We start from the raw sequence: 23,980 nt of genomic DNA, 5'->3' as shown, positions 1-23,980 counted from the left end.
CCATGCAGCCACGCAGCAACGACATCTTCACCCCCAGCCAGCTCAACACGCTGGCCCGCGACCTGCTGGAAGGCAGCTTCCCGGCGATCTGGGTCGAGGCCGAGCTGGGCAGCGTGGCGCGCCCTGCTTCCGGGCACCTGTACTTCACCCTGAAGGACGCGCGCGCGCAGCTGCGTGCGGCGATGTTCCGGATGAAGGCGCAATACCTGAAATTCGTTCCGCGCGAAGGCATGCGCGTGCTGGTGCGCGGCAAGGTGACCCTCTACGACGCCCGTGGCGAGTACCAGATGGTGCTGGACCACATGGAGGAAGCCGGCGAAGGCGCACTGCGCCGCGCATTCGAAGAGCTGAAGGCACGCCTGGAGGCCGAGGGCCTGTTTGACCCGGCACGCAAGCGGCCGATGCCGGCGCATGTGCAGCGCCTGGCAGTAATCACCTCGCCCACCGGCGCCGCCGTGCGCGACGTGCTGAGCGTGCTGGGCCGCCGCTTTCCGCTGCTGGAGGTGGACCTTCTTCCAACCCTGGTGCAGGGCAGCAGCGCCGCCGCGCAGATCACCCGCCTGCTGCAGGCCGCCGATGCCAGCGGCCGCTACGACGTGATCCTGCTGACCCGCGGTGGCGGTTCGCTGGAAGATCTATGGGCGTTCAACGATGAAGCGTTGGCCCGCGCGATTGCCGCCAGCCGCACCCCGGTGGTTTCTGCGGTGGGCCACGAAACCGACTTCAGCCTCAGCGACTTCGCCGCCGACCTGCGCGCGCCGACGCCGTCGGTGGCCGCCGAACTGCTGGTGCCGGACCAGCGCGAACTGGCGCTGCGCCTGCGCCGCACGGCCGCGCGCATGGTGCAGCTGCAACGGCACGCGATGCAGCAGGCCATGCAGCGCGCCGACCGTGCCCTGCTGCGCCTGAACGCACAGAGCCCGCAGGCGCGGCTGGAGTTGCTGCGCCGCCGCCAGCTGGACTTGGGCCGGCGCCTGCAAGCGGCGTTCAACCAGCAGCACGAGCGCCGTGCCGCGCGCCTGCGCCATGCCGCAGCGGTGCTGCGCGGGCACCATCCACAACGACAGCTTGACGCGATGCAGCGTCGCCTGGCCGCCCTGCGCGGGCGTCCGCAGAGCGCAATGCAGCGCCTGCTGGAACGCGATGCGCTGCGCCTGCGCGGACTGGCGCGTTCGCTGGAAGCGGTCAGCCCACTGGCGACGGTGGCCCGTGGCTACAGCATCCTCACCCGCAGCGATGATGGCGCACTGGTGCGGCACGTCGGGCAGGTGCAGCCGGGTGACGCGTTGCAGGCCCGCGTCGGCGACGGCGTGATCGACGTGCAGGTCAAGTAGAAGGTTGTTCGGCAGGGCTGCGCCCTGCACCTGCCGAGGCTTCAAGCCAAGGCAACGTCAACGTCAAAAGCGAGCATTCCGTGGGATGGCGGGGCGGTGTCGGAGTGCGGGGACGCCGTGAACCCATCCATGGGGGCTTGGCAGCCGCATCCATGCGGCTGACACCCCGCACTCCGACACCGCCCCACCTCTGACAGATTTCCGCGATCTGATGGATCCACGCCATGCATGGGTGAATCTTCATCGGAATCGAATATTTCGATATCGGAACGAATTGAGCCGAGCGTGGCTCGGCTCCACAGAAGAGCGAAGAGATCGCAGAAATCTGTCGAAGGCGGGGTGGGTCCGGTTGCGGGAGTGTCCGCGGCATGGATGCCGGGGCCAAGCCCCCAGGGATGGGTTTACGGCGTCTCCCGCAACCGGACCCACCCCGCCATCCCCCGGAATGCCTGCTGTTGCTGTTGCTGTTGCTCTGGCTTCGGCAGGTGCAGGGCGCAGCCCTGCCGAACGGCACCCTACTTCGCCTGCTCGCAGAATTTCTGCCGGTACTCGAGCGCCTTCGGCATCAGTGCCTGCAGGTTCTGGATGCGCGTACCCGGGTTCGGATGGGTGGAGGCGAACTCCGGTGGTGCCTGGCCACCGCTGGCCTGGCCCATCCGCTGCCACAGCGGCACCGCCTCGCGTGGATCAAAGCATGCCGCTGCGGCCAGCATCAGCCCCACTTCGTCGGCCTGCGTCTCGTGGCTGCGTGCGTACGGCAGCAGGTAGCCGTATCCCATCGCCGACATCACCATCTGTTGCTGCTGCGCATCCATGCCGCTGGCAGCGCCCGCCATCTGCCCGATCTGGGTCAGCTTCTGCTGAGCCATGCGCTGCGCACCATGCCGCAGCAGCGCATGGGCGATCTCATGGCCCATCACCACCGCCATCGCATCACGGGTACGCGCCACCGGCACCAGCCCGGTGTAGACCGCCATCTTGCCGCCCGGCAGGCAGAACGCATTGGCCTGCTCGGAAGGAATCACGTTCACTTCCCACTGGAAATTCCGTGCGAAATGCGCCGGCTGCACCCCATGCTCCTGCGCCAGCGCGGTCTCCACCACATCCACCTTGGCAATCAGCCGCTGCGCGATATCGCGCACATCGCGCGCGATCGGTGCGTTCGGATCCATCGGTGGTTCCTGCGACAGGATCTGCTGATAGGCCTGCAGGCCGAGCGCGGTTTCCTGCCGCGCATCGAGGCTGCTGTCGATCATCACCTTCTCGCCGGTGTAGGGATCTACCGTGCGGTTGGAGAACCAGTAGAACAGCGCATAGCCGGCAGCCAGCAGCAGCACCCACCAGCGGATGTTGCCGAACAGGCCACGTCGCTGCGGGCCTTGGGGCGAGCGGGAAAAGGGATCGTTGCGCATCGGGTGGTCTTCCAGCAGGCCCCGCCGGCCGGCGGGCACGGCGCAATCTTAGAGCGCCGGCGCCTGCAACGGGTGAAGCCGGCGTCCGCTCAGATGCCGCGCACCAGGCGGAAGCCGATGCGCGCGTTGGTCGTGTCCGAATCCTGCGATTGGCGCCACGCCGCTCGGGTCTGCTCCGGTGCGTTGGCCCAGTTGCCGCCGCGGATCACCCGCGAACGGCACCCCGGGTTGAACCAGGCGACGCCATCGGACGGTGCGCGGCGATAGCTGGCATGCCAGCAGTCGGCCACCCATTCGCTGAGGTTGCCGCCCATGTCGTGCAGGCCGAAGGCATTGGCCTGGAAGCTGGCCACCGGCGCCGGTCCCCACCAGCCATCGCCATAGCCGATGAAGGCGTTGTGCCAATGCCGTCCAGACGGCGACACGTCCTTGCTGCCGGTGAAATTACCGCTGCCAGGCGGCGGCGTGCCGGCATCCCCCCACGGATAGCGGCCACTGCTGCCGGCGCGCAGCGCATACTCGAATTCGGCTTCGCTGGGCAGGCGGTAGCTGCGGCCGGTCTGCTCGGACAACCACGTCGCGTAGTTCTCGGCGTCACGCACGCTCACATGCATGACCGGCGCGTTGCCCAGCGCGCGCGCCCCGTCGTAGCCCGATCGCCAGTCCACGCCGCTGCGGCGGATGAAGTTGCCGCTGCGCTCGTCATAGACCACCGAATGACCTCGCCGGGTTGCGCGCGGCCGCGCGTTGGTCGCCTTCACGTAGCGCTCGAAATCACCAACGGTGACCTCGGTGATCGCCATCGCAAAGCCCCGATCGAAGCGCACATAGTGCGAAGGACGCTCGGCATCAGTGGAACCCGGTTCGGCATCACCTGCGCCCATCTGGAAACCACCGTGCGGGACCACCACCATCTGTGGGCCTCGCCCCCCATCGCGCAGGGCGTCACTGAACACCTGGCCCGGCCGGAAGCTGCCGTAGTGGGTCGCCAGGTCGATGCGTTCGCGCAGCTGGGCCACCACCGTGTCGCCCGGCAAGGCAATGCGCAGGGCTTCGGCCAGCTTCTCACGCGCAGGCTTCAAGCCCTGCGGCGTGGCCAGGTCACGCAGGCCCTCATCACGCAACTGCAGCAGCGTGGCCGCGCGGATCTGCTCGATGCGCTCGAAGGCGTCGGCGATGGTCGGCGATGAATCGCGCACCTTGCTTGCCTCGGCCAGCCAGGTGCCCGCGCTGGCGAAGTCACGCGCGCGCGCGGCATCCTCGGCGCGGCGGATCAATCCGCTTTCGGCCGCCGCCAGGCCCTGCCTCGCGCGACGGTTGTGTTCATCCAGTGCCAATGCCTCGCGGAAGTTGCCGATGGCGCCGTCACCGTCCTCACCGATCCGGTCCGAGCGCAGGTCCTCTTCACCGGCGCGGTTGTAGGCCACGACGCGCTGCGCCAGTTCCACCCGGCCCTGCAGCGCACGCACCTGTTCGTCCTTCGGCGCCAGGCTCAGCAACACCAGCGCCTGACGACCCGCCTCTGCCAACGCCTCGCGCTGCTTCTCCGGTCGCACCAGCAGGGCATCGGCCTGCTGCTGCAGGCGCTGGCGCGCACGCTGCAGGCCCAGCCGGGCCTGGCGGTCATCCGGCGCCTCTTCCTGTACCGCCAGCCACAGCGGGATGGCAGCATCGGCGTCCTCATACAGCCGCCCCGCCGCGAACGCCTGGTCGGCGGCCCGGCGCAGCTGGGCCAGGCTGCGGCCCTGGCGGTCGACCCGCGGCGGCGTCCACTGCTGCACATCTTCCACCGCATCTTCGCCGGCGATGGTGACACTGCCCTGCCCTGCCAGCGGACCGGCTTCGGCAGCGCGGTTCTCGGCCGGCCGCGCATCGCCGCCGGTCACCCGTTCCGTGCTCGCAGGCGGCGACGGCGTGCACCCGGCCAGCGCCATGACCAGGGCGATGCACAGCACGGACGACAACGGAAAACGCAAGCAGAGCCTCCTTCGGCACGGACGCGGACCGACGTTAGGCTATTCTCCCCTCCCTGAGCAAACCCGAGTAGTAGGCCCTGACCCGTGGCAACCTGGATCACCACCCCCGCCGAGCTGGACGCATACTTCCAGCAGCGCCCGGCCCGCATCGGCCTGGACACCGAATTCATCCGTGAGCGCACCTTCTGGCCGCAGCTGGCGCTGGTGCAGATGGCGGTCGGTCAGGACATCCTGCTGATCGACCCGCTGATTCCCGGCATGACCGAGGCACTGGCGCCGTGGCTGGCCGACCAATCGATCACCAAGGTGATGCACAGCGCCAGCGAAGACCTGGTCGCCTTCAAGTGGGCCTGTGGCGTGCTGCCGCGACCGCTGTTCGACACCCAGATCGGCGCATCGCTGGCCGGTATCGGCGGCGGCATGGGCTATCAGAAGCTGGTGGCGGAGATCACCGGCGTGGCCCTGGCCAAGGGCGAGACCCGCTCTGACTGGATGCGCCGCCCGCTGTCCGAGTCTCAGCTGCAGTACGCCGCCGACGACGTCGAGCATCTGTTTGCCCTGCATGACGCCATCGATGCCAAGCTGCAGGCGATGGGTCGCCAGCAGTGGCTGCACGATGATGGCGAGCGGCTGCTGGCCAGCGTTGCCAACGACGAGGACCGCTGGCCGCACCTGGCGATGCGCTCGGCACAGTTCCTCGATGCCGCCGCGCAGCACCGTCTGCTGCGCCTGCTGCGCTGGCGCGACGTGCAGGCACGCAGCAGCGATCGTCCGCGCAGCTGGATCCTGGACAACGAGCTGGCCGCCACCCTCGCACGCACGCCACCAGCCGACGCCGACGCGCTGGGCACGCTGTTCGAGCAGTTCCCGAAGGCACCGCGCAAGCTGGCCGGCGCCGTGTGGCAGGCCCTGCAGACGCCGCTGGCCGATGAAGCCGAAGCGCCACTGGCACTTCCGGCCAACGACAGCAACAAGCAGGCACTGAAGAAGCTGCAGGATGCGGTGGCCGAGCGCAGCCGCGAACTGGGCCTGCCGGATGGGGTCCTGGCGTCGCGCAAGCACCTGGAGAGCTACCTGGAACGTCGCCAATGGCCCGCTGCATTGGCCGGCTGGCGCCAGCAGGAACTGGAATCGCGACTGCAGGCCCTGCTGCCCGCACGCTGACGTTGCCGGGCGTCGGGATTGCCGCGGCGCCTGCACGGTGAATCGAGCATCTGCCACGCTTGCCGACGCGGGCGTGGGCCTGTCCAATAGCGTCCCCGCTATCGTTGGACTGCAGCAAGATGACAGATGGAATTGCGAAGGACGGCCTTTCCGCCGAAGACCTGGCCTGGCGCGCAGCAGCGCGCGCCGCAATGCAGGAGCGGCGCTACGCCGAACTGGATGCGCTGCTGGCACCGCACGAGCAGGCCTGGCTGGACGGTGAAAGGCTGCTGCCGGGCATCCGCTGGCGCCTGCGCAACCTGCATGACAAGGCACTGACCCTGGATGAGCGCCTGCAGCAGGCGCAGCAATGGGTCGCTGCCGCCCCGCACAGCTACTACGCGCACCTGCGCCTCGGCGCCTGCTGGGAATCCGCCGCCGGCGAACTGCGCAGCGCCGACGTCGCCGCACTGGTCGAAGACAGCCAGTGGCTGGCCGCACAGCAGGCGCGCGACCATGCCGTGCATGCCTACCTGCAGGCAATCCCGCTGTCGGCGCGCCCGGCATTGGCGCTGGATGGCATCAAGCGCATCACCAGCTACCTGCGCGAGCCGGACTGGCTGCGTGCGCTACAGGCCGGCCAGGTACCGGAGTCCGACGAGGCCGCGCTGGCCGAACACTATCCGCAGGCGTGGCCGCAGGCCTTGCAGCTGCTGTCACGTTTCGCTGCTCCGCTGCGCACGCTGCCCGGCAGCCTGCCGCCCGTGCTGCGCGAGCGCAGCCAGGATGATTTCGATGCACCGTTGGCCTACTGGATGCGCCTGGTGCTGGAACAGCGCGCCGACGACCTGAGCACGCTCGAAGACACCCTCTACTACCTGTACCCGCGCTGGGGCGGCAGCCATGAAGCCATGGAGTACTTCATTGAAGGAGGCTGGTGCCGTGGCCTGGAGCTTGCGCAGAGCAACGCGTTGCGATGGAGAAAGGAACAGGATTGGATGGCCGACCTGCCACACCGCGAAGATGCCGACGCGGTAGGCGTGCACGAGCGTGCGTATGCACAGATCCTGGACTGGCACCTGGACCGCAACCTGCGCGCCGAGGTTCTGGCCCAGCGTGCCGGGCTGCGCTACCGGCTCGGCCGGATCGAAGGCAGCGAAGACCAGGTGCAATGGGACGCCCGGCAGATGCAGGCGGTGTTCGAGGATCTGCAGCAGGCGTGGGCGCTGGACCGCGACATGGTGCTGCACGAAGGCTTCAGCAACCTCGAAGCCTGCACTTGGTTCGCCCGCGTCGAAGGCGCCGAGGCCCTGTTCGCGCAGGTCGTTGATTACGCCGCACGGGAAGGCGACTCCGCGATCGGCCTGCTCTGGGCCGCCACCGCCGTCGAGCATGGACTGCTCGGCCAGACCGCCGACTCCGTGCGCGCCGATGCCCTGCTGCAGCGCGCCCTGAAGTTGGCCCCGCAGGACAACACCTCGGCGATCACCTTCGCCTCCAACCTGTTCTGCGATGTCTCACAGTCCGCCGGCCTCTCGCTGCTGCAGCGCATGGCCGAAGCCGGTGACGCCGGCGCGATGTCGGCACTGTGCGACCTTTACAAGGGTCGCCTCGGCGGCCGCGACCAGCCGCAGTTCGTCGATGCGGAAAAGGCCGCCTACTGGCAGGAGCGTGCGGTGGAAGGCGGCGACCTGATCGCCACCTACAACCTGGGCGTGCGCCTGGTGGCGGCCGGCGGTGAGCACAACCAAGCGCGTGCACGTGAACTGTACCTGCGCTGCCTGGACGGGTCCGAGGCCGGCGAGCGCGTCTGGGGCCCGACCTGCCGCAACCTGGCCTGCCTGGCGATGGATGGCCGGAACGACGCACACAAGCGCGAAGCGGTGGAACGTGCGCTGATCCCGTTGTGGTGGCGCGGTGACGACGACGACAAGCTGTGGGCCGCTGGCTACCTGGCCGACATCTACCACTTCGGCAACGGCGTGCCGGCCAACGCGTTCCTGGCCCTGACCTGGCTGCAGCGCGCCAGCGAGATCGATCCGGAGTACGTGGACGTGGTGCGCATGGCGCCGCTGATCAACGGCGAAGGGCGCTGGTTCGGCGCCAGCCGCGCACGCAAGCAGCAGGCGCAGGACCGGCAGCAGGTGGACAGCGCGACCTGGGCCCTGACCTTCGGCCAGCGCACCCAGGACAGCGGGCACACTGCGGTCTGACGCAACGAAAAGGGCGGCCCCGATCAGCGAGCCGCCCTTTGTGTTCAAGCCACACGATGGCGGGATGACCCGCCACCGTTACGGCCCATTACCAGTTCATGTTCAGCGAGACACCGACCGTGCGCGGTTCGTTGTAGACCGCTGCCATGTAGTTCTCGATCACACCCTTGAGGTTCTTCTCGTTGGTGATGTTGCGCGCGAACAGCGCCACTTCGTAGGCACCGTAGTTGCCCGAGTAGCCGATCTTCAGGCCACCCTCGAAATCACCCTTGGAATTGAATTCCTTGGTGTCATACAGCACGAAGCTGGTGTAGCCCTGCTTGTTCCAGTCGGTGGACACGAACATGGTGCCGGCATCGCTGACCGGGAAGTCGTAGCGGGCGGCCAGGTTGACGTTGTACTTCGGCGCGTTCGGCAGCGGGTTGCCATCGATCTGCGCGAAGGTGTTGGCACCGACCTTGATGGTCGGGTCACCGACGGTGCAGACCACCTGGCCATTGAGGCCGCAGACCTGCGCATAGACGCGCTTGTCCTTGATCTCGCTGTGCAGCAGGCTCAGGCCGGCGCTCAGGGTCAGGTTCGGGATCGGGCGCAGCTCCATGTCCGCTTCGAAGCCGTAGGCCTTGGCCTTGTCGGCGTTGAACAGCACGCCGTTGCCGTCCGAATCGTTGCCGTTGAGCTGGATGTCGTTGACCGTGTAGGTGAACGCAGTGGCATTCAGGCGCAGGCGGTTGTCCCACAGGCTGCTCTTCACGCCCGCTTCCCAGGACAGGATGGTCTCGGAATCGGCGGTGGTGAAGTCGGCATTGAACACGGCCGAGCGGCCCTGGATGGTCGGGCCGCGGAAGCCGCGGGCAACCTTGGCGTAGACGCTCACGTCCGGGGTGATCTGGTACATCGCGCTCAGATCCCAGCTCGGGGTGGTGTCGGACATCTTGACGTCGGTGCGGCCCTTGTAGGTGACCACGCCGGCAGCGGTGTCAGCGGTCTTCAGCAGGCGGGTGTGCTTCTCGTCCTTGGTCTGGCGCAGGCCGGCGGTGACGGTGAACTTGTCGGTGAAGGCGTAGCTCAGCTGGCCGAAGCCGGCCCACGAGGTGTTCTTGTTGCGCAGGCGCACCCAGTTGTTCGGGTTGCGGGCCGCACCCTGCAGGAACCACGCACGTTGGTAGAAGTCGGTGGTGTCGCTGCCGTTGAAGTAGAAGGCACCGGCCTGCCACTGCAGGGCGTTGTCGTCATGGCTGGCCAGGCGGAACTCCTGGGTCCACTGGTCGAGGTCGCGGATGCGGCCCATCGACTGGCCATAGCCGTTCGGCACGCCATTGACCGGGAAGTTCACTGCAGCGCCGCCGTCGGTGTCGCCACGGCTGTAGCCGGAGGTGGTCTCGTAAGCGGTGATCGAGGTGAAGTCGATCGCACCGAAGTCATAGCGTGCCTTCACCGAGCCGCCGTAGGTCTTGTAGGCCTGCGGGTTGTTGTCGGCTTCGTCGTAGGCCACCTTGTCGCGCGGCACGTCGGTCTTGTTCGAGCCCTTGGTCAGCGCACCTCGCAGGAACAGGGTCGAGGTGCCTTCGTAATCGCGAGCGTGGGCCGAGGCCAGGATCGAGAACTGATCGCTCGGGGTCAGCAGCAGCTGTGCGCGCACGTTGCGGTCATCGAAGCCGCCCATCGCGTTCTTCTTCGGGCTGACGGTGCCGTCAGCGCTCGGGCCCTTGTAGGTGTTGTCGACGTAGTCATCGCGGTGCTGGTACAGGGCCGACACGCGGAACGACGCGATGTCGTTGATCGGGCCACCGAAGCCGCCATCGATCGACACGCTGTTGTAGGTCGCGTAGCTGGCGCTGACGCGGCCGGTGTAGTCCTGGGTCGGCTTGAGGGTGTCGAACTTGACGATGCCGGCGGTGGTGTTGCGGCCGAACAGCGAACCCTGCGGGCCGCGCAGCACTTCCACCTGGTCCACGTCATAGACCGGGTTGGACTTCAGCACCACGTGTTCCAGCACCACGTCGTCCTGGATGATCGACACAGGCTGCGAGGCACCCAGGTAGAAGTCGATGTTGCCCAGGCCGCGGATGTAGAAGCGCGGGAAGATGCGGCCGGTGGTGGTTTCCGCATACAGGCTCGGCACGCGGCCGGACAGTGCCAGCAGGGTGTCGTCACCGCCAGCGGTGAAGTCGCGCATGCGCTCGCCCTGCACCACGCCGACCGAGACCGGCACTTCCTGCAGGTTCTGCTCGCGGTGCTCGGCGGTCACGGTGATGGTGTCCAGCCCGGTCGGGGTCGGCGCACTGTCCTGCGCGGCGGCGCCGAAGCTGCCGACCAAGGCCAGGCCGGCACAGGCCAGGGCCAGCGGGTGGCGGCGGAAGGAAACAAGGGAAGACGACAGACCCGACAGGCGACGGGAATCGGTATGGGAGGGCATGCAATGCTCTGAGGAGGCGTCCGTGCGGCGTGCGCGAGCCGGGCGGTAAAGGGGAGGAAAACTGCGCAAGCCGTCATTATCCCCCAAATTGTTACGATTTCGTTGCGCAAGCTCCAAACCGGGTGAAACAAGCGGTTTCGGCACAGTCACTCGGCATCCGGCACGCCTTTCGGGCTTGACTCAGGGAAGCGGGCTCAGCGCCACATCGACCATCGCCAGCAGCCGCTCGCTGCGCCGGGCGCTGTCCTGAACCGGCCGGGGACGGCCGTAGGCGCAGCGTCATGGCCGTCCCGGCCGTCCGCTTGGCAAGCCTGGCGGGCAGCGCTACACTGAAGCCCTGCCGTGGGGCCATAGCTCAGCTGGGAGAGCGCGTCGTTCGCAATGACGAGGTCAGGAGTTCGATCCTCCTTGGCTCCACCACTATTCAGAAGAACCCGTAGATCCTGCGATCTACGGGTTTTTTCTTTTCAGCGGCCCACTCAGGCGGGATCCTGCCCGCCGTCCTTGCGCTTGGGATCGCGCGAATGTGCATCGCGCACCTGCTGGTCGCGCTGCCCCGGCCGCTGCTTGGCGACATCGTCCTGCTTCTTGTCCTGGCGGCTCTCCTGAATGCCCTGCTTCGGGTCGCCCTGGTCTTTTTCGCGCTCACTCATCCATCGCTCCTTCGCCGGCGGGACGCCGACGCTACCGCCACCCTAGCGATCACCGGGTAAGCGGCAGGTCAGCCCTGCGCCAACAGCGCGTGCAGCCGGCAAAGCCCCCGCTCAGGTGCGGGTGATCGACACACCGCCTTCAACACGCATCGCGGTACCGGTCACGAAGCTGCTTTCATCACTGGCCAGGAACAGCGCCGCGTTGGCGATCTCCTCCGGCTCGGCCAAGCGCTTGAGCGCGTGCAGCGAGCGCACGAAATCACGCGCGTCGCCACTGGGCGCGGCCTGCCGGCCCATCTCGGTATCGGTGCCACCGGGCAGCAGCACGTTGCTGCGCACGCCACGCGCTCCATACTCAGCAGCAATCACCTGGCTCAGGCCGATCAGCCCGGCCTTGCTCGACGCATAGGCCGCCATGCCCGGGAAGCCCACGGTATGGCCGACGAAGGTGCCGACGAACACCAGCGAGCCACCGCCGCGTGCCAGCAATGCCGGCAGCTGTGCGCGGGCAGCATGGAAGGCGGCATCCAGGTTGGTCGCCATCACCTCGCGCCAGGCATCCACCGGGAATTCCGCGGCCGGCACGCTGGGGCCGAGCATGCCGGCGTTGTTGAGGGCGATGTCCAGGCCGCCGAATGAGTGCTGGGCCAGATCGACCAGCGCCTGCGCCGTGCCCGGATCGGCCACGTCGCCGGCACGCACCACGGCTTCGCCGCCAGTGGCGCGGATCTGTTCAGCCAACGCCTGCAGTGTCTCCAGCCGCCGCGCGTTGAGCACGAGCTTTGCGCCCTCGGCGGCGAACCGCAGTGCGCTGGCGCGGCCAATGCCAGCGCTGGCACCGGTGATGAGGGCGATCTTGTTGTTCAGGCGCATGGCCGAGGTCCCTGCTGTGAAGTGAGCGCCACGATGCCGCGCTGCGCCCCCGCCGACACTCCGTTTCCGGGCCTGGCTGACGGGTGCAGGAATCGGAGTTTCCGCGGAACCGGCACATGCCAGAATCCAGCCATGGACAGCACCGTCACCACCGCCCTCGATGCCCGCGTTGAACGGGTCTGCCGCCACCTGCAGGCCAGCCTCGACGAACCCTCGCTGCAGGAACTGGCCGACATTGCCGGCTGCAGCCCGACGCGCCTGCACCGCCTGTTCAAGCAGGCCACCGGGCTGACCCCGAAGCAGTACGCCGCCGCGCTGCGTGCCGACCGCCTGCGCACCGGGTTGGAGCAACAGGAGCGCATCACCGATGCCTTTCACGATGCCGGTTTCGGCTCCAGCGGGCGTTTCTACGAAAACGCCCCGCGGTTGCTGGGCATGACGCCCAAGCAGTGGCGTGCCGGCGGACGGGGTGAGGTCATCCACTTCGCCATCGCCGAAAGTTCGCTCGGCAGTGTATTGGTGGCCAACAGCGCAACCGGCGTGGTCGCGATCCTGCTCGGCGATGACCCCGAAGTGCTGCTGCAGTCGCTGCAGCAGCGCTTCCGCAAGGCCGAGCTGGTCGGCGCCGACATCAGCTATGAACACCTGGTGGCGCAGGTGGTGGGCCTGGTCGAGGATCCCACCCGTGGCGCGACACTGCCGCTGGACATCCGCGGCACCGCCTTCCAGCAGCGGGTGTGGCAGGCCCTGCAGCAGATTCCGCGCGGACAGACCGCTTCGTATGCCGATATCGCCGCGCGCATCGGCGCCCCCCGTTCAAGCCGCGCGGTCGCACGCGCCTGCGCCAGCAATCCGTTGGCGGTGGCGGTGCCCTGCCATCGCGTGGTGCGCCGCGATGGCGACCTGTCCGGCTACGCCTGGGGCGTGGCGCGCAAGCGCGAACTGCTGCGCCGGGAAAAGGCCTCGACTGCCTGACGTGGGTGCCGACCTCGATCGGCACGCCCCGTGGCGACGCCGGGACATGCCCGGCGAACACTCAATCCAGCTTCACCACCAGCTTGCCGAAGTTGTGCCCCTTCAGCAGCCCGAAAAACGCCTCCGGCGCGTTCTCCAGCCCTTCCACCACATCCTCGCGGTACTGGATACGGCCCTCGCGCAGCCACTGCGGCATCTCGCGTTCGAAGTCCGGCCACAGGTGATTGAAGTCGTGCACGATGAAACCGCGCACGGTCAGGCGCTGGCGCAGGATCTGGCTGAAAAATGCCGGCAGCCGGTCCGGCCCGGGGTGTTCGACACCGCGCGCGTTGTAGGTGGCGATGGTGCCGCACACCGGGATGCGGGCGAAATCGTTCAGCAGCGGCAGCACCGCATCCAGCACGTGCCCTCCCACATTCTCGAAGTACACATCGATGCCGGCAGGCACTGCTGCACGCAGCTGCGCGGCAAAATCAACAGCACGATGATCCAGCGCCACGTCCACGCCCAGCGCCTGCAGGTAGGCGCGCTTGGCTTCGCCGCCGGCGATGGCGACCACCCGCGCGCCCTGCAGCTTCGCCAGCTGTGCGACGGTTGCACCGACCGGACCGGTCGCCGCGGCCACCACCAGTGTCTCACCCGGTTTCAGGCGGGCGATTTCATGCAGGCTGGAATACGCCGTGAACCCCGGCATGCCATACACGCCCAGCGCCGTGCTCAACGGCAACCCGGCCGGATCAAGGCGACGCCCGAGCGCCTTGGCCGGCAGCACCGCATGGGTCTGCCAGCCTCCAGGGGCCAGCACCAGCTCACCCGCCGACACACCATCGGCCTTCGACTGCAGCACCTCCGCCACGGTCTGGCCTTCCATCACCGCACCCACGGCCACCGGCGCCGCATACGACGGACCGTCGTCCATGCGACCGCGCATGTACGGGTCCAAGGACAGATAGCGGTTGCGCAGCAGGACCTCGCCGCTTGCCAGTTCCGGCAGCGCGGCCTGTTCCAGGCGGAAGTTGGCTGCGCTTGGCGCACCCTGCGGACGCGAGGCCAGCACGATACGGGAGGTAACGGGGGAATCGGACATGGCGACCGGCTCTGCTGTTGCCAGCATCAGGAAAGGAACGCCGACACTACGCCGCCACACTCGATCGCGGTGGCCACGAAAACAGCGTTCCATCGCAGGTGCCGGCAGGCCCGGCGTGCAGGCCTTGCCAGTGCGGCATTGGCGATCACGGCGGCCTGCTGATTTCCACCATAGAGGGCGATCAGGATCGCGCTGAGGCGTTCGGATCGACGTCCGCCCCTTCCCCCTGCCCCCCCAGAACGGAGGATCAAGCACTTGCGCGCGCGCAGACGGCAATGTGAAGAATTCTTGGCAAAACCCTTGCCGAAGACAACCGACCTCCGTAATATACGCCTCCTTGGCAGCGACCTCGCTGCAACGAAACATGTGGCCGAGTAGCTCAGTTGGTAGAGCAGGGGATTGAAAATCCCCGTGTCGGCGGTTCGATTCCGTCTTCGGCCACCATCTTCAAAGACCTGCAGAAATGCGGGTCTTTTTTTTTCGCCTGCGGTTTGCCATCCGCGCATGGCCTGGGGCCCTGCCCCCATTTGACGAAACATTTACACGCGGCGCGCGTCGCCGCACCTACGCTGCGGAGTCCTGCCTGGAGCTTGTCGATGCACCTGCGCCCCGCCCTGCTCGCCGGCCTTCTGCTGGCCACTTCCCCCCTGTTCGCCGCCGAACCGGTGCGCGCAGTCGACAGCCTGGAGATCGACCGTTACGCCGGCCAGTGGCACGAGATCGCACACCTGCCCGTATCGTTCCAGAAGCGCTGCGTGGGCGAGATCACCGCCCATTACGCACTGCGCCGCGATGGCCGCATCACGGTCAGCAATGCCTGCCGCGCCGATGATGGTGAACGCCTGGTGGCCGAGGGCGTGGCACGCGCGGTCGCCGGCCACCCCGGCCAACTGCAGGTGCGCTTCGTACCCGACTGGCTGAGCTGGGTTCCGTTGGTCTGGGCCGACTACTGGGTGCTGGCGCTGGACCCGGACTACCAATGGGCGCTGGTCGGCGAGCCCGGCCGCAAGTACCTGTGGATCCTCTCGCGCGAGCCGGAAATGGATCGCGCCCGCTTCGAGCAACTGAAGGACAAGGCCGAAGCGATGGGCTATGACCTCGGCCCGCTGCGGGTGATGGCGCCACTGCGCGACGCGCCTGCGGATTGAACCGCCTCCGATCCGCGCACGGCACGCGCCCCATCCGGCACCGCGCATGCCCGGCCGCCATCTTCACGCGCTACCCTCTGCGACGGCTCGCCACCGGCGATCCAAATCACCATACGCCGTAGTATGCTTAATCCAACGCACCGCCTTCAGAGGACCTGCGCCCATGCTCCACCGCTTCCGTATCGCCTTGATCGTCCTGAGCACCCTTGCCCTTGCCGCCTGTGGCAATGGCATCGTCAAGCGTGTTTCGGAACCGGCGGCCAGCCTGCAGCAACTGACCGTGCGTGCCGATGGCAACTGGACCGTGGCCCTGCGCCTGCAGAACTTCAGCTCCATGCCGATGACCTTCGATGATGTCTCGCTGGCGCTGACCGTCGGCGACAGCGAAGCCGGTACGCTGCAGGCCAAGCCTGGCATCTCCATCGGCGGCACCTCCGCCGATGTCATCAATGTCGAGCTCGTGCCCAGCTCGGCCGCACGCCTGGTGGTGGCCGACGCACTCGCCGGCAACCGCACCCTCGCCTACGGCCTGAAGGGCTCAGTGGCCGCCACGCCGCAGGAAAAGAAGCAGCGCAGCTTCGACATCAGCAGCCGCAGCACCCTCAACCAGGCCCCCGGCCTGCCCGGCGTGCTGCGCTGAGTTCCGCTTTCCGCCGCGGTGCCCGCCGCCGCTCCCCCTGTCACTGATCCAATCGAGACGTTCCGATGAGCAGCTACACCGCCCCGCTTTCTGATCTCCGTTTCGCCCTGCACGACGTGCTCAAGGTCGAACCCCTGTTCGCCCGCCTGGGCTTCACCGACGCCACCGCCGACGTGGTCGATGCCGTGCTGGAAGAAGCCGGGCGCTTCAGCGCCACCGTGCTGGCCCCGCTCAACAGCGTCGGTGACGAGATCGGCTGCGTGCTCGACCAGGCCACCGGCGAGGTGACCACCCCGCCCGGCTTCAAGCAGGCCTACGACCAGTTCGTCGATGGCGGCTGGACCGGCCTGACCGCTTCGCCGGAACTGGGCGGCCAGGGCCTGCCGCACACCCTGGGCGTGCCGCTCAACGAAATGATCAATGCCGCCAATTTGGCATGGGGCAACTTCCCGCTGCTCTCGCACGGCGCCATCGAAGCACTGAAACAGCACGGCGAAGCGTGGCAGCACGAGGCCTTCCTCAAGCCGCTGATCGAAGGCCGCTGGACCGGCACCATGTGCCTGACCGAACCGCATTGCGGCACCGACCTGGGCCTGCTCAAGACCAAGGCCGAGCCGAACGCCGACGGCAGCTACTCCATCACCGGCACCAAGATCTTCATCACCGCCGGCGAGCACGACCTGACCGGCAACATCGTGCACCTGGTGCTGGCCAAGCTGCCCGACGCCCCTCCCGGCGCCAAGGGCATCTCGCTGTTCGTCACCCCCAAGTTCAAGGTCGACCGCGACGGCAACGTCGGCGAGCGCAACGCGCTGCGCTGTGGCTCGATCGAGCACAAGATGGGCATCAAGGGTTCGGTCACCTGCGTGATGAATTTCGATGGTGCGCAGGGCTATCTGGTCGGCCAGCCGCACAAGGGCCTGCAGGCGATGTTCACCATGATGAACACCGCACGCCTGGGCGTCGGCCTGCAGGGCATCGGCCTGTCCGAGCGCGCCTACCAGAACGCGCTGAAGTACAGCCGTGAGCGCCTGCAGTCGCGTGCACTCAGTGGCGCCAAGTTCCCGGACAAGCCGGCCGACCCGATCCTGGTCCACCCGGATGTGCGCCGCATGTTGCTGACGGTGAAGTCGCTGGTCGAAGGCAGCCGCCTGCTGGCCCTGCACGCGGCCACCCTGATCGACGTGGCCCACCACGCCGAGGACGCCGCCGAGCGCGAGCGCGCCGACACCCTGGTCAGCTTCCTCACGCCCATTTCGAAGGCCTGCCAGACCGAATGGGGCATCGAGAACACCTACAACGCCCTGCAGTGCTTCGGTGGCCACGGCTACATCCGCGAGCACGGCATGGAACAGTTGGCCCGCGATGCGCGCATCACCACCCTGTATGAAGGCACCACCGGCATCCAGGCACTGGACCTGATCGGGCGCAAGACCGCATCCAGCCAGGGCGCCGGCCTGAAGCTGATGCTGGCCGAGATCGAAGCCTTCGCCAAGGAACATGAAGGCAACGAAGCGCTGGCCGAGTTCATCGGCCCGCTGCGCGCCAAGGCCGCCGAGTGGGGCACGCTGACGATGGACGTGCTGAAGCGCGCGGCCGCCAACCCGGACGAACTGGGTGCGGCCAGCTACGACTATCTGTTCTATTCGGGTTACGTGGTGCTGGCCTACTGGTGGGCCCGCAGCGTGGCTGCCGCCGACGCCAGCGCGCACGGCGCCGCCTTCGCCCAGGGCAAGCGCGAGACCGCACGGTTCTATTTCGCCCGCGTGCTGCCGCGCACCCTCAGCCACGCCGCCGCGATCCAGGCCGGCGCCGCCCCGCTGATGGCGATGGACGACGAGCGCTTCGGCGCCTGAGCCGGGCTGCCGCCCGGCACCCGCGGTAGTGCCGGCCGCTGGCCGGCAACCTCAATAGCAACAGCTGCATCCCGGTGGATGGCGTGGCGGTGTGGGCTGGCAGGACACGCCGTAAACCCATCCATGGGGGCTCGATGGCGCCATCCATGGCGCCAACGGTCCTGCCAACCCACACCGCCACGCCCCTGACAGTTCCCCGCGATCTGCGGTAGATCCACGCCATGCGTGGATGGAACCCCCTGAAATCCATCTGGAGAAGAGCCCCCTTTTGTTAAAGGGGGCGCGCCAACGGTGCGGGGAATGGGAGGTTTGCGCGGACCTGAATGTTGACGATTTGCGTATCGCCGACGGGCGATACACAAATCGTCAACATTCAGGTATAAGCTGTTCTCCCGATGGAGACAGACACTACACGCTTGGGTCTGATCGAAGCCGGAGCTCCGATTTCTGCTCCGGGCGCCGAAGCATCGCCCAACGCCACCACGCTGCATCGCCCCGGCTCGGTCCGGCTGCTCTCGCTGGATGCCCACGGACGCGTACTGGACTGGATCACCTGGCAGGATGCGGCCTGCCTCTACGCCCGTGAAGCCGTGGCCTGGACGCTCGGCGATCCCTGCCTGCACATCCACGGCGGCACCAACCGCTTCAGCGGCCTGCAGAGCGGCATGGACCTGCACCCGATCATCGCCGCCCGCGGCCACGCCCGCTCCCGCGCAATCGACCCGACGCCGAACCTGACCAACCCGGCCCTGTTCGCCCGCGATGCCCATCTGTGCATGTACTGCGGCCAGCAGTTCAACCGCCCTACCCTCACCCGCGACCACGTCATGCCCTTGTCCAAGGGTGGCCTGGACTGCTGGGAAAACGTGGTCACCGCCTGCTTCCACTGCAACTCGCGCAAGAGCGACCGCACCCCGCAGCAGGCGGGAATGCCCCTGCTGGCCGTGCCTTACCGGCCCAGCTGGATCGAGCATCTGATCCTGTCCAACCGCAACATCCTGGCCGACCAGATGGCCTTCCTGAAGGCACAGTTGCCGAAGCGTTCGAAGCTGAGCACCTGAACGGCGAAAAATGCAACCCTCACCGTCCTGTCACGGACGGCGGCGTTTGCTTGCCCCACCCCCGTTTGAGGGCGAAAATGGGCGTTCAGAAAAAGTGCGAACATGATGATCGACTCTGCCCGCTATCCCCGCCTCGCGCGCATCCAGACACCGGATGACCTGCGCACGTTCGACGAATCCGAATTGAGGGCGGTCGCCGACGAACTGCGCGCCTACCTGATCGAATCGGTGGGCAAGAGCGGTGGCCATTTCGCTGCCGGCCTGGGCGTGATCGAACTCACCGTGGCCCTGCACTACCTCTACCAGACGCCGCACGACCAGCTGGTCTGGGACGTCGGTCACCAGACCTACCCGCACAAGATCCTCACCGGGCGCCGCGACGAGATCCACACCGTGAAGCAGAAGGACGGCGTCGCGCCGTTCCCGAAGCGCGAAGAGAGCGAGTACGACACCTTCGGCGTCGGCCACTCCTCGACCTCGATCTCGGCCGCGCTCGGCATGGCCATCGCCCGCCAGTCCGAAGGCGACGACCGCAAGGTCGTGGCGGTGATCGGTGACGGCGCGATGACCGCCGGCATGGCCTTCGAGGCGCTGATGCACGCCGGCGGCATGGAGCCGGAGCCGAACCTGCTGGTGATCCTCAACGACAACAACATGTCGATCTCCGAGGCGGTCGGTGGCCTGACCAAGATGCTCGGCCGCGCCACCGGCAGCCGCACGCTCAATGCCCTGCGCGAAGGCGGCAAGAAGATCCTTGGCGACAAGAAGAACAACCCGGCCCGCTTCGTGAAGCGCTGGGAAGAACACTGGAAGGGCATGTTCGTGCCGTCCACGATGTTCGAGGAAATGGGCTTCCACTACACCGGCCCGATCGACGGCCATGACATGCCGGCGCTGCTGTCCACGCTGAAGACGCTGCGTGCCTCCAAGGGCCCGAAGCTGCTGCACGTGATGACCACCAAGGGCAAGGGCTACGAGCCGGCCGAAGGCGACCAGATCGGTTACCACGCCGTGGGCCCGTTCGATCCGGACAAGGGCCTGGTCGCCAAGGCCGGGGCCAAGAAGCCGACCTACACCGATGTGTTCAGTGACTGGCTGTGCGATGCCGCCGCCGCCGAGCCGCGCCTGTACGGCATCACCCCGGCGATGCGCGAAGGCTCCGGCCTGGTGCGCTTCAGCAAGGAATACCCGCAGCGCTACTTCGACGTGGCGATCGCCGAGCAGCACGCGGTCACCCTCGCCGCCGGCATGGCTACCCAGGGTGGCAAGCCGGTGGTGGCGATCTACTCCACCTTCCTGCAGCGCGCGTATGACCAGCTGGTGCATGACGTGGCGATCCAGGACCTGGACGTGCTGTTCGCGATCGACCGCGCCGGCGTGGTCGGCCCGGATGGCGCGACCCATGCCGGCAACCTCGACCTGAGCTTCCTGCGCTGCGTGCCGAACCTGCTGGTGATGGCGCCGTCCAACGAAGCCGAATGCCGGCAGATGCTCAGCACTGGCCTGCAGCATCCGGGCCCGGCCGCGGTGCGTTATCCGCGCGGCACCGGCACCGGCGTTGCCGCCGGTACCGACCTGTCCACGCTGCCGATCGGCAAGGGTGAACTGCGCCTGCAGGGCAGCCGTATCGCCCTGCTCGCCTTCGGCAGCACCGTGGCCGCCGCCGAACAGGTCGGGCGCGAGCTGGGCCTGAGCGTGGTCAACATGCGCTTCATCAAGCCGCTGGACCGCGAACTGGTACTGGCCATGGCCGCCCAGCACGAGGGCCTGGTGACGATCGAAGACAACGTGGTGGCCGGTGGCGCCGGCTCTGGCGTGGGCGAACTGCTCAATGCCGAAGGCGTGCTGCGCCCGATCCTGCATCTGGGCCTGCCCGACAGCTACCAGCACCACGCCAGCCGCGAGGACCTGCTGGCCGAAGCCGGCATCGACGCGTCGGGCATCCGTGCGGCGGTGCTGAAGCGCTGGCCGCAGCTGGCCTCAGGCACACCGCCGCTCAGCGCGGCAAGCTGAGACCGTCGCAGGCCCGGGTGCATCCACGCATGGAGTGGATCTACCGAGGGCAGGCATCGATTCCCCGGACGGGTGCATCCACGCATGGCGTGGATCTACCGAGGACAGGCATCGATTCCCCGGACGGGTGCATCCACGCATGGCGTGGATCTACCGGGACAGGCATCGACTCTCCGGACGGGTGCATCCACGCATGGCGTGGATCTACCGGGGACAGGCATCGGTTCTCCAGACGGGTGGATCCGCGCATGGAGGCATCGATTCCCCGGACGGGTGCATCCACGCATGGCGTGGATCTACCGGGGCAGGCATCGATTCCCCGGACGGGTGGATCCACGCATGGCGTGGATCTACCGGGGACAGGCATGGATTCTCCGGACGGGTGGATCCACGCATGGCGTGGATCTACCGAGGACAGGCATCGATTCCCCGGACGGGTAGATCCACGCCATGCGTGGATGGCGGCCCCCGCAAAAATGATCCTGCGGCCCCGCCCTCAGCCGTAACTGATCGCTTCCACGAACGCACCACTGGCTTCCACGCGCACTGCGGCACGCTGCCCGGTATCGACGAAGTGCAACCGCGCCAGGGTCTCGGCGAAATCGTAAGCCCGCGCACCGTCGCGGAAATCGATCGGCTCCGGCCGGTCCGGATGCAGCACGCGCCATTGGCGCTGTTCGCATTGCAGGCGGATCAACATGCGGCTCACTCCTTGAGACAGCGTATCGACGGGGACGGGACAGGCATGCCGATTGCGGCACACCTTGTCGCGACGAATCAGGAACACGCAGAGGTGCCCCTGATCGCAGACGATACGACGTTCAAACTGTGAGCTGTATCAGATTATTCTGATTTTCGACAGGAACGCTCAATTCACCTGGAACTGGGCACGGCAGCCATCGCTGACCCAGATGCCACGGCGATTCCAGCCCCAGGTCTGGCCTTCGATGCAGGCGCTACGCGAATCCTGGCGGACCAGGCGCACGCCGCGGCGGATGCGCGCGTCGCAGTATTCCTGCCGGTGCCCATTGGAATGGCAGGTAACCACCTCACCGCCGCCCCAGCCGCTGCCATTGCCGTTGCCCCAGCCATTGCCGTTGCCCCAGCCTCCGCCGTTGCCCCAGCCTCCGCCGTTGCCCCAGCCGCCCCCTCGGCGGTACTCGCCGACGAACTCGGCGCGGCAGCCCTGCGTCACCCAGACGCCATAGCGCGACTGGCCCCAGGTCTCGCCTTCCACGCAGGGCGAGCCGGACAACTGGCGGATCATCCGCGCCCGGCCTTCCAGGCGGCACTCGTTGCTGCGGTTCTTGACCGATTCGCAGCGCACGATGCCGCTGCCTTCGCGGCCGCCATAGCGGTCATCGTCATAGCCGTAGCCATAGCTCTGCGCCTGTGCGCCGCCCGCGGCCGCCAGCATTGGCAGCAGGGTGCAGGCCAGGGTGCGCCAGCTGAGTGCCTTGCCCATCGAGATCTCCAGATGAATACGATGGCGCAAGCATCCGGGATTCGTGGCGCGGCGCACAGAGGGCAACGCAACGGCAGTTTTTCCCCATTCAAACAACCCAACCGGACCTGACTGGACCGGCCTGGCCTCACGGGCTGCCGTTGTCTGCCCCGCTGGCCATGCCACCGCCATTGCCCAGCCGCTCCTCGAACGCGTAGGCGAACAGCTCGGCGTCATTGCTGATGCCCAGTTTCCTCATTGCCGAAATGCGCTGCCGGCTGATGGTGCTGACGGTGCGGCGCAACTGCGCGGCGATCTCGCTGATCGAAGGACCCGACACATACAGCCGCAATACTTCCAGTTCCTTCGGTGACAACACCGAAAGCGATCGCTCGCGCCCAGCATCCTGCAGGCAGTGCGCCAATCCGGGGTCCAGGTAGATGCCCCCGCTCAATACCGTATCGACCGCCTTGCGGATGCCATCCACGCCACTGCCCTTGCACACCAACCCGCGCACGCCGGTGCGCATGGCCATGTTCAAGGTGGTGGCATTGGTGATCATCGTGGCCAGGATCACCGGCAGCTTGGGGTAATTGCGACGCAACGCCTGCAGCATGGACTGGCCATCCGAACGGCCGCCATCGGGCATCGAGAAATCAGTCACCACCAGATCCACCGGCTGTTCGGCCAGGACCGCCAGCAGGCTTTCCGCACATCGCGCCTCTGCCACCACGCGATGGCGCCCGCCGGCCTCGATCACGATGCGCGTGCCAAGCAGGACCAGTGGATGATCATCCGCAATGGCGATTCGAGTGAGCATGCTGATTACCCGTCAATAGTCACGCCGCAGTGCGCAGCGAAGACGCTAGTAATCATTCCAGGCGGCGTCAACTTAACAATCACGCACTGCAATTGATGTCATCGCAGCAGAATCATCCGGCCATTTCCATTAGTTGCAGCGCGCTTGCCAAACACACGTTGCAGCGCAACTTTCCCAATAGTTTCATTCCAGAAATCCAGCAGCGCGGCTTACATAGTCACCTCCGATCACTCGCTGCACTGGACACCCCATGGTCCGTTTCCGTCGCCGATCCTTCGAGGATCTGCAAGCGCCCTTTGAAGCAGAACCGCTGGCGCCGGCAGCATTGCCCACCGCCGCATTGCCGTTCGTGCAGCAGTTGCGCCTGCACCTGGCAAGCGATGGCGCGCAGCAACGACGGCCGGCACATGCCGCGATCCTCCATGACGGCGCCACCGTGTGCTGGCTGGATGCCAGGAACGATCGGATGATGACCACGGCACCCGCGCCGATCACGCTGACGCTGCTGCAGAAGCTGCTGGGCGATGCGGACCCTGCGCTCAGCCTGGTGCCGGTGACGCAGGATGTGTTTGTGCAACGTGCGACGGTGTCCAGCAACATTCCACTGCGCCCGACACTGTGGAACATCGCCCTGGCCATCGCCGATCACGGCATGCCGATGCAGCCCCTGCACGACGGAACAACGTTGCGCCTTCGACGCTGGCCGGACTTTCGCATCCTGGCCCATCGTCCCGATCACTTCCGGCTGTGTGCGCTGCTGATCAAGCAGGGCGCATCCGTGCAGGCATGCTCCGCCATCCTCGACCTGCCACGCCAGAGCGTGCAGTCGTTCTTCAACGCAGCCTTCCTTACCGCCTACGCCTTTCCCGTGGTGGGGGCGGGCGCGCCCCGGGGGCCCACCCCCCCCCACCGC

The 23,980-nt window shown here is 67.1% G+C and carries 19 protein-coding genes and 2 tRNA genes; 12 read left to right on the top strand and 9 right to left on the bottom strand.

What is annotated here, in order from left to right:
- Positions 1–2: 2 nt before the first annotated feature.
- The gene (gene xseA, locus ACMZPQ_RS00680; protein ID WP_197582429.1) at positions 3–1,334 is read left to right on the top strand and encodes an exodeoxyribonuclease VII large subunit; all 1,332 of its coding nucleotides are present in this window, start codon (positions 3–5) and stop codon (positions 1,332–1,334) included.
- 515 nt (positions 1,335–1,849) lie between these two features.
- On the opposite strand, the gene ACMZPQ_RS00675 is transcribed toward xseA, so the two are convergent.
- Positions 1,850–2,746 (bottom strand): M48 family metalloprotease, encoded by an 897-nt coding sequence (locus ACMZPQ_RS00675; RefSeq protein ID WP_197583322.1) that lies wholly within the window; start codon positions 2,744–2,746, stop codon positions 1,850–1,852.
- A gap of 89 nt (positions 2,747–2,835) precedes the next feature.
- Positions 2,836–4,722 (bottom strand): formylglycine-generating enzyme family protein, encoded by a 1,887-nt coding sequence (locus ACMZPQ_RS00670; protein WP_197583321.1) that lies wholly within the window; start codon positions 4,720–4,722, stop codon positions 2,836–2,838.
- A gap of 84 nt (positions 4,723–4,806) precedes the next feature.
- On the opposite strand from ACMZPQ_RS00670, the gene rnd reads away from it, so the two are divergent.
- Both rnd and ACMZPQ_RS00660 read left to right on the top strand, forming a co-directional pair.
- On the top strand, positions 4,807–5,886 hold the full coding sequence (gene rnd / locus ACMZPQ_RS00665) for a ribonuclease D (RefSeq protein ID WP_197583320.1): 1,080 nt from the start codon (positions 4,807–4,809) through the stop codon (positions 5,884–5,886).
- Positions 5,887–6,005: 119 nt separating this feature from the next.
- Entirely contained in the window at positions 6,006–8,078 is a 2,073-nt protein-coding gene (locus tag ACMZPQ_RS00660) for a DUF4034 domain-containing protein (protein WP_197583319.1), read from the top strand.
- Positions 8,079–8,166: 88 nt separating this feature from the next.
- Here the strand turns inward: ACMZPQ_RS00660 and ACMZPQ_RS00655 are convergent, their stop codons facing one another.
- Entirely contained in the window at positions 8,167–10,497 is a 2,331-nt protein-coding gene (locus ACMZPQ_RS00655) for a TonB-dependent receptor (RefSeq protein WP_133935178.1), read from the bottom strand.
- A 344-nt stretch (positions 10,498–10,841) separates the two neighbouring features.
- Between ACMZPQ_RS00655 and ACMZPQ_RS00650 the strand changes: the two genes are divergently transcribed.
- Positions 10,842–10,917: transfer RNA gene (locus tag ACMZPQ_RS00650), tRNA-Ala, on the top strand.
- A gap of 59 nt (positions 10,918–10,976) precedes the next feature.
- Here ACMZPQ_RS00650 and ACMZPQ_RS00645 read toward each other — a convergent pair.
- Both ACMZPQ_RS00645 and ACMZPQ_RS00640 read right to left on the bottom strand, forming a co-directional pair.
- On the bottom strand, positions 10,977–11,150 hold the full coding sequence (locus ACMZPQ_RS00645; RefSeq protein WP_197583318.1) for a hypothetical protein: 174 nt from the start codon (positions 11,148–11,150) through the stop codon (positions 10,977–10,979).
- A gap of 111 nt (positions 11,151–11,261) precedes the next feature.
- Entirely contained in the window at positions 11,262–12,023 is a 762-nt protein-coding gene (locus tag ACMZPQ_RS00640) for an SDR family oxidoreductase (RefSeq protein ID WP_197583316.1), read from the bottom strand.
- A gap of 132 nt (positions 12,024–12,155) precedes the next feature.
- Here ACMZPQ_RS00640 and ACMZPQ_RS00635 point away from each other — a divergent pair, with 132 nt between their 5' ends.
- Entirely contained in the window at positions 12,156–12,998 is an 843-nt protein-coding gene (locus ACMZPQ_RS00635; RefSeq protein WP_197583315.1) for a bifunctional transcriptional activator/DNA repair enzyme AdaA, read from the top strand.
- Positions 12,999–13,059: 61 nt separating this feature from the next.
- Here ACMZPQ_RS00635 and curA read toward each other — a convergent pair whose 3' ends face one another.
- A complete protein-coding gene (gene curA, locus ACMZPQ_RS00630) occupies positions 13,060–14,085 on the bottom strand; it encodes an NADPH-dependent curcumin/dihydrocurcumin reductase (protein WP_197583314.1) in 1,026 nt (341 codons plus the stop codon).
- Between the two features lie 368 nt (positions 14,086–14,453).
- Between curA and ACMZPQ_RS00625 the strand changes: the two genes are divergently transcribed.
- The 6 genes from ACMZPQ_RS00625 to dxs all read left to right on the top strand — a co-directional run bounded on the left by ACMZPQ_RS00625 (position 14,454) and on the right by dxs (position 20,803).
- Positions 14,454–14,529, top strand: a tRNA-Phe gene (locus ACMZPQ_RS00625).
- A 152-nt stretch (positions 14,530–14,681) separates the two neighbouring features.
- Positions 14,682–15,233: a lipocalin family protein gene (locus ACMZPQ_RS00620; protein ID WP_197583312.1), complete on the top strand. Its 552-nt coding sequence runs from the start codon at positions 14,682–14,684 to the stop codon at positions 15,231–15,233.
- Positions 15,234–15,396: 163 nt separating this feature from the next.
- Positions 15,397–15,873: an LEA/WHy family protein gene (locus ACMZPQ_RS00615; RefSeq protein WP_197583311.1), complete on the top strand. Its 477-nt coding sequence runs from the start codon at positions 15,397–15,399 to the stop codon at positions 15,871–15,873.
- A 65-nt stretch (positions 15,874–15,938) separates the two neighbouring features.
- Entirely contained in the window at positions 15,939–17,729 is a 1,791-nt protein-coding gene (locus ACMZPQ_RS00610; protein WP_197583310.1) for an acyl-CoA dehydrogenase C-terminal domain-containing protein, read from the top strand.
- Between the two features lie 395 nt (positions 17,730–18,124).
- Complete coding sequence (locus tag ACMZPQ_RS00605) at positions 18,125–18,790, top strand: HNH endonuclease (RefSeq protein ID WP_125894316.1); 666 nt, start codon at positions 18,125–18,127, stop codon at positions 18,788–18,790.
- A 105-nt stretch (positions 18,791–18,895) separates the two neighbouring features.
- Positions 18,896–20,803 (top strand): 1-deoxy-D-xylulose-5-phosphate synthase, encoded by a 1,908-nt coding sequence (gene dxs, locus ACMZPQ_RS00600; RefSeq protein WP_197580474.1) that lies wholly within the window; start codon positions 18,896–18,898, stop codon positions 20,801–20,803.
- A gap of 496 nt (positions 20,804–21,299) precedes the next feature.
- On the opposite strand, the gene ACMZPQ_RS00595 is transcribed toward dxs, so the two are convergent.
- From ACMZPQ_RS00595 to ACMZPQ_RS00585, 3 genes are all read right to left on the bottom strand, one after another.
- Entirely contained in the window at positions 21,300–21,503 is a 204-nt protein-coding gene (locus ACMZPQ_RS00595) for a hypothetical protein (protein ID WP_197580471.1), read from the bottom strand.
- A gap of 168 nt (positions 21,504–21,671) precedes the next feature.
- Entirely contained in the window at positions 21,672–22,268 is a 597-nt protein-coding gene (locus ACMZPQ_RS00590; RefSeq protein ID WP_197580470.1) for a DUF3011 domain-containing protein, read from the bottom strand.
- 127 nt (positions 22,269–22,395) lie between these two features.
- A complete protein-coding gene (locus tag ACMZPQ_RS00585) occupies positions 22,396–23,067 on the bottom strand; it encodes a response regulator (RefSeq protein WP_197580469.1) in 672 nt (223 codons plus the stop codon).
- 250 nt (positions 23,068–23,317) lie between these two features.
- Between ACMZPQ_RS00585 and ACMZPQ_RS00580 the strand changes: the two genes are divergently transcribed.
- Positions 23,318–23,980 (top strand): hypothetical protein (locus ACMZPQ_RS00580; protein ID WP_495495816.1); only part of this gene is annotated, 663 nt, incomplete at its 3' end.

Origin of the sequence: Stenotrophomonas maltophilia (assembly GCF_047497515.2) — a bacterium.
In the GTDB taxonomy this organism is placed as follows: domain Bacteria; phylum Pseudomonadota; class Gammaproteobacteria; order Xanthomonadales; family Xanthomonadaceae; genus Stenotrophomonas.
The sequence above is the reverse complement of the archived record's forward strand: the minus strand, read 5'-3'. Positions and strand labels throughout refer to the sequence as shown.

Coding starts and splice junctions, on each gene's coding strand:
- xseA (WP_197582429.1), top strand. CDS start 3: ATGCAGCCACGCAGCAACGACATCTTCACCCCCAGCCAGCTCAACACG.
- ACMZPQ_RS00675 (WP_197583322.1), bottom strand. CDS start 2,746: ATGCGCAACGATCCCTTTTCCCGCTCGCCCCAAGGCCCGCAGCGACGT.
- ACMZPQ_RS00660 (WP_197583319.1), top strand. CDS start 6,006: ATGACAGATGGAATTGCGAAGGACGGCCTTTCCGCCGAAGACCTGGCC.
- ACMZPQ_RS00655 (WP_133935178.1), bottom strand. CDS start 10,497: ATGCCCTCCCATACCGATTCCCGTCGCCTGTCGGGTCTGTCGTCTTCC.
- ACMZPQ_RS00645 (WP_197583318.1), bottom strand. CDS start 11,150: ATGAGTGAGCGCGAAAAAGACCAGGGCGACCCGAAGCAGGGCATTCAG.
- ACMZPQ_RS00640 (WP_197583316.1), bottom strand. CDS start 12,023: ATGCGCCTGAACAACAAGATCGCCCTCATCACCGGTGCCAGCGCTGGC.
- ACMZPQ_RS00635 (WP_197583315.1), top strand. CDS start 12,156: ATGGACAGCACCGTCACCACCGCCCTCGATGCCCGCGTTGAACGGGTC.
- curA (WP_197583314.1), bottom strand. CDS start 14,085: ATGTCCGATTCCCCCGTTACCTCCCGTATCGTGCTGGCCTCGCGTCCG.
- ACMZPQ_RS00620 (WP_197583312.1), top strand. CDS start 14,682: ATGCACCTGCGCCCCGCCCTGCTCGCCGGCCTTCTGCTGGCCACTTCC.
- ACMZPQ_RS00615 (WP_197583311.1), top strand. CDS start 15,397: ATGCTCCACCGCTTCCGTATCGCCTTGATCGTCCTGAGCACCCTTGCC.
- ACMZPQ_RS00610 (WP_197583310.1), top strand. CDS start 15,939: ATGAGCAGCTACACCGCCCCGCTTTCTGATCTCCGTTTCGCCCTGCAC.
- ACMZPQ_RS00605 (WP_125894316.1), top strand. CDS start 18,125: ATGGAGACAGACACTACACGCTTGGGTCTGATCGAAGCCGGAGCTCCG.
- dxs (WP_197580474.1), top strand. CDS start 18,896: ATGATCGACTCTGCCCGCTATCCCCGCCTCGCGCGCATCCAGACACCG.
- ACMZPQ_RS00595 (WP_197580471.1), bottom strand. CDS start 21,503: ATGTTGATCCGCCTGCAATGCGAACAGCGCCAATGGCGCGTGCTGCAT.
- ACMZPQ_RS00590 (WP_197580470.1), bottom strand. CDS start 22,268: ATGGGCAAGGCACTCAGCTGGCGCACCCTGGCCTGCACCCTGCTGCCA.
- ACMZPQ_RS00585 (WP_197580469.1), bottom strand. CDS start 23,067: ATGCTCACTCGAATCGCCATTGCGGATGATCATCCACTGGTCCTGCTT.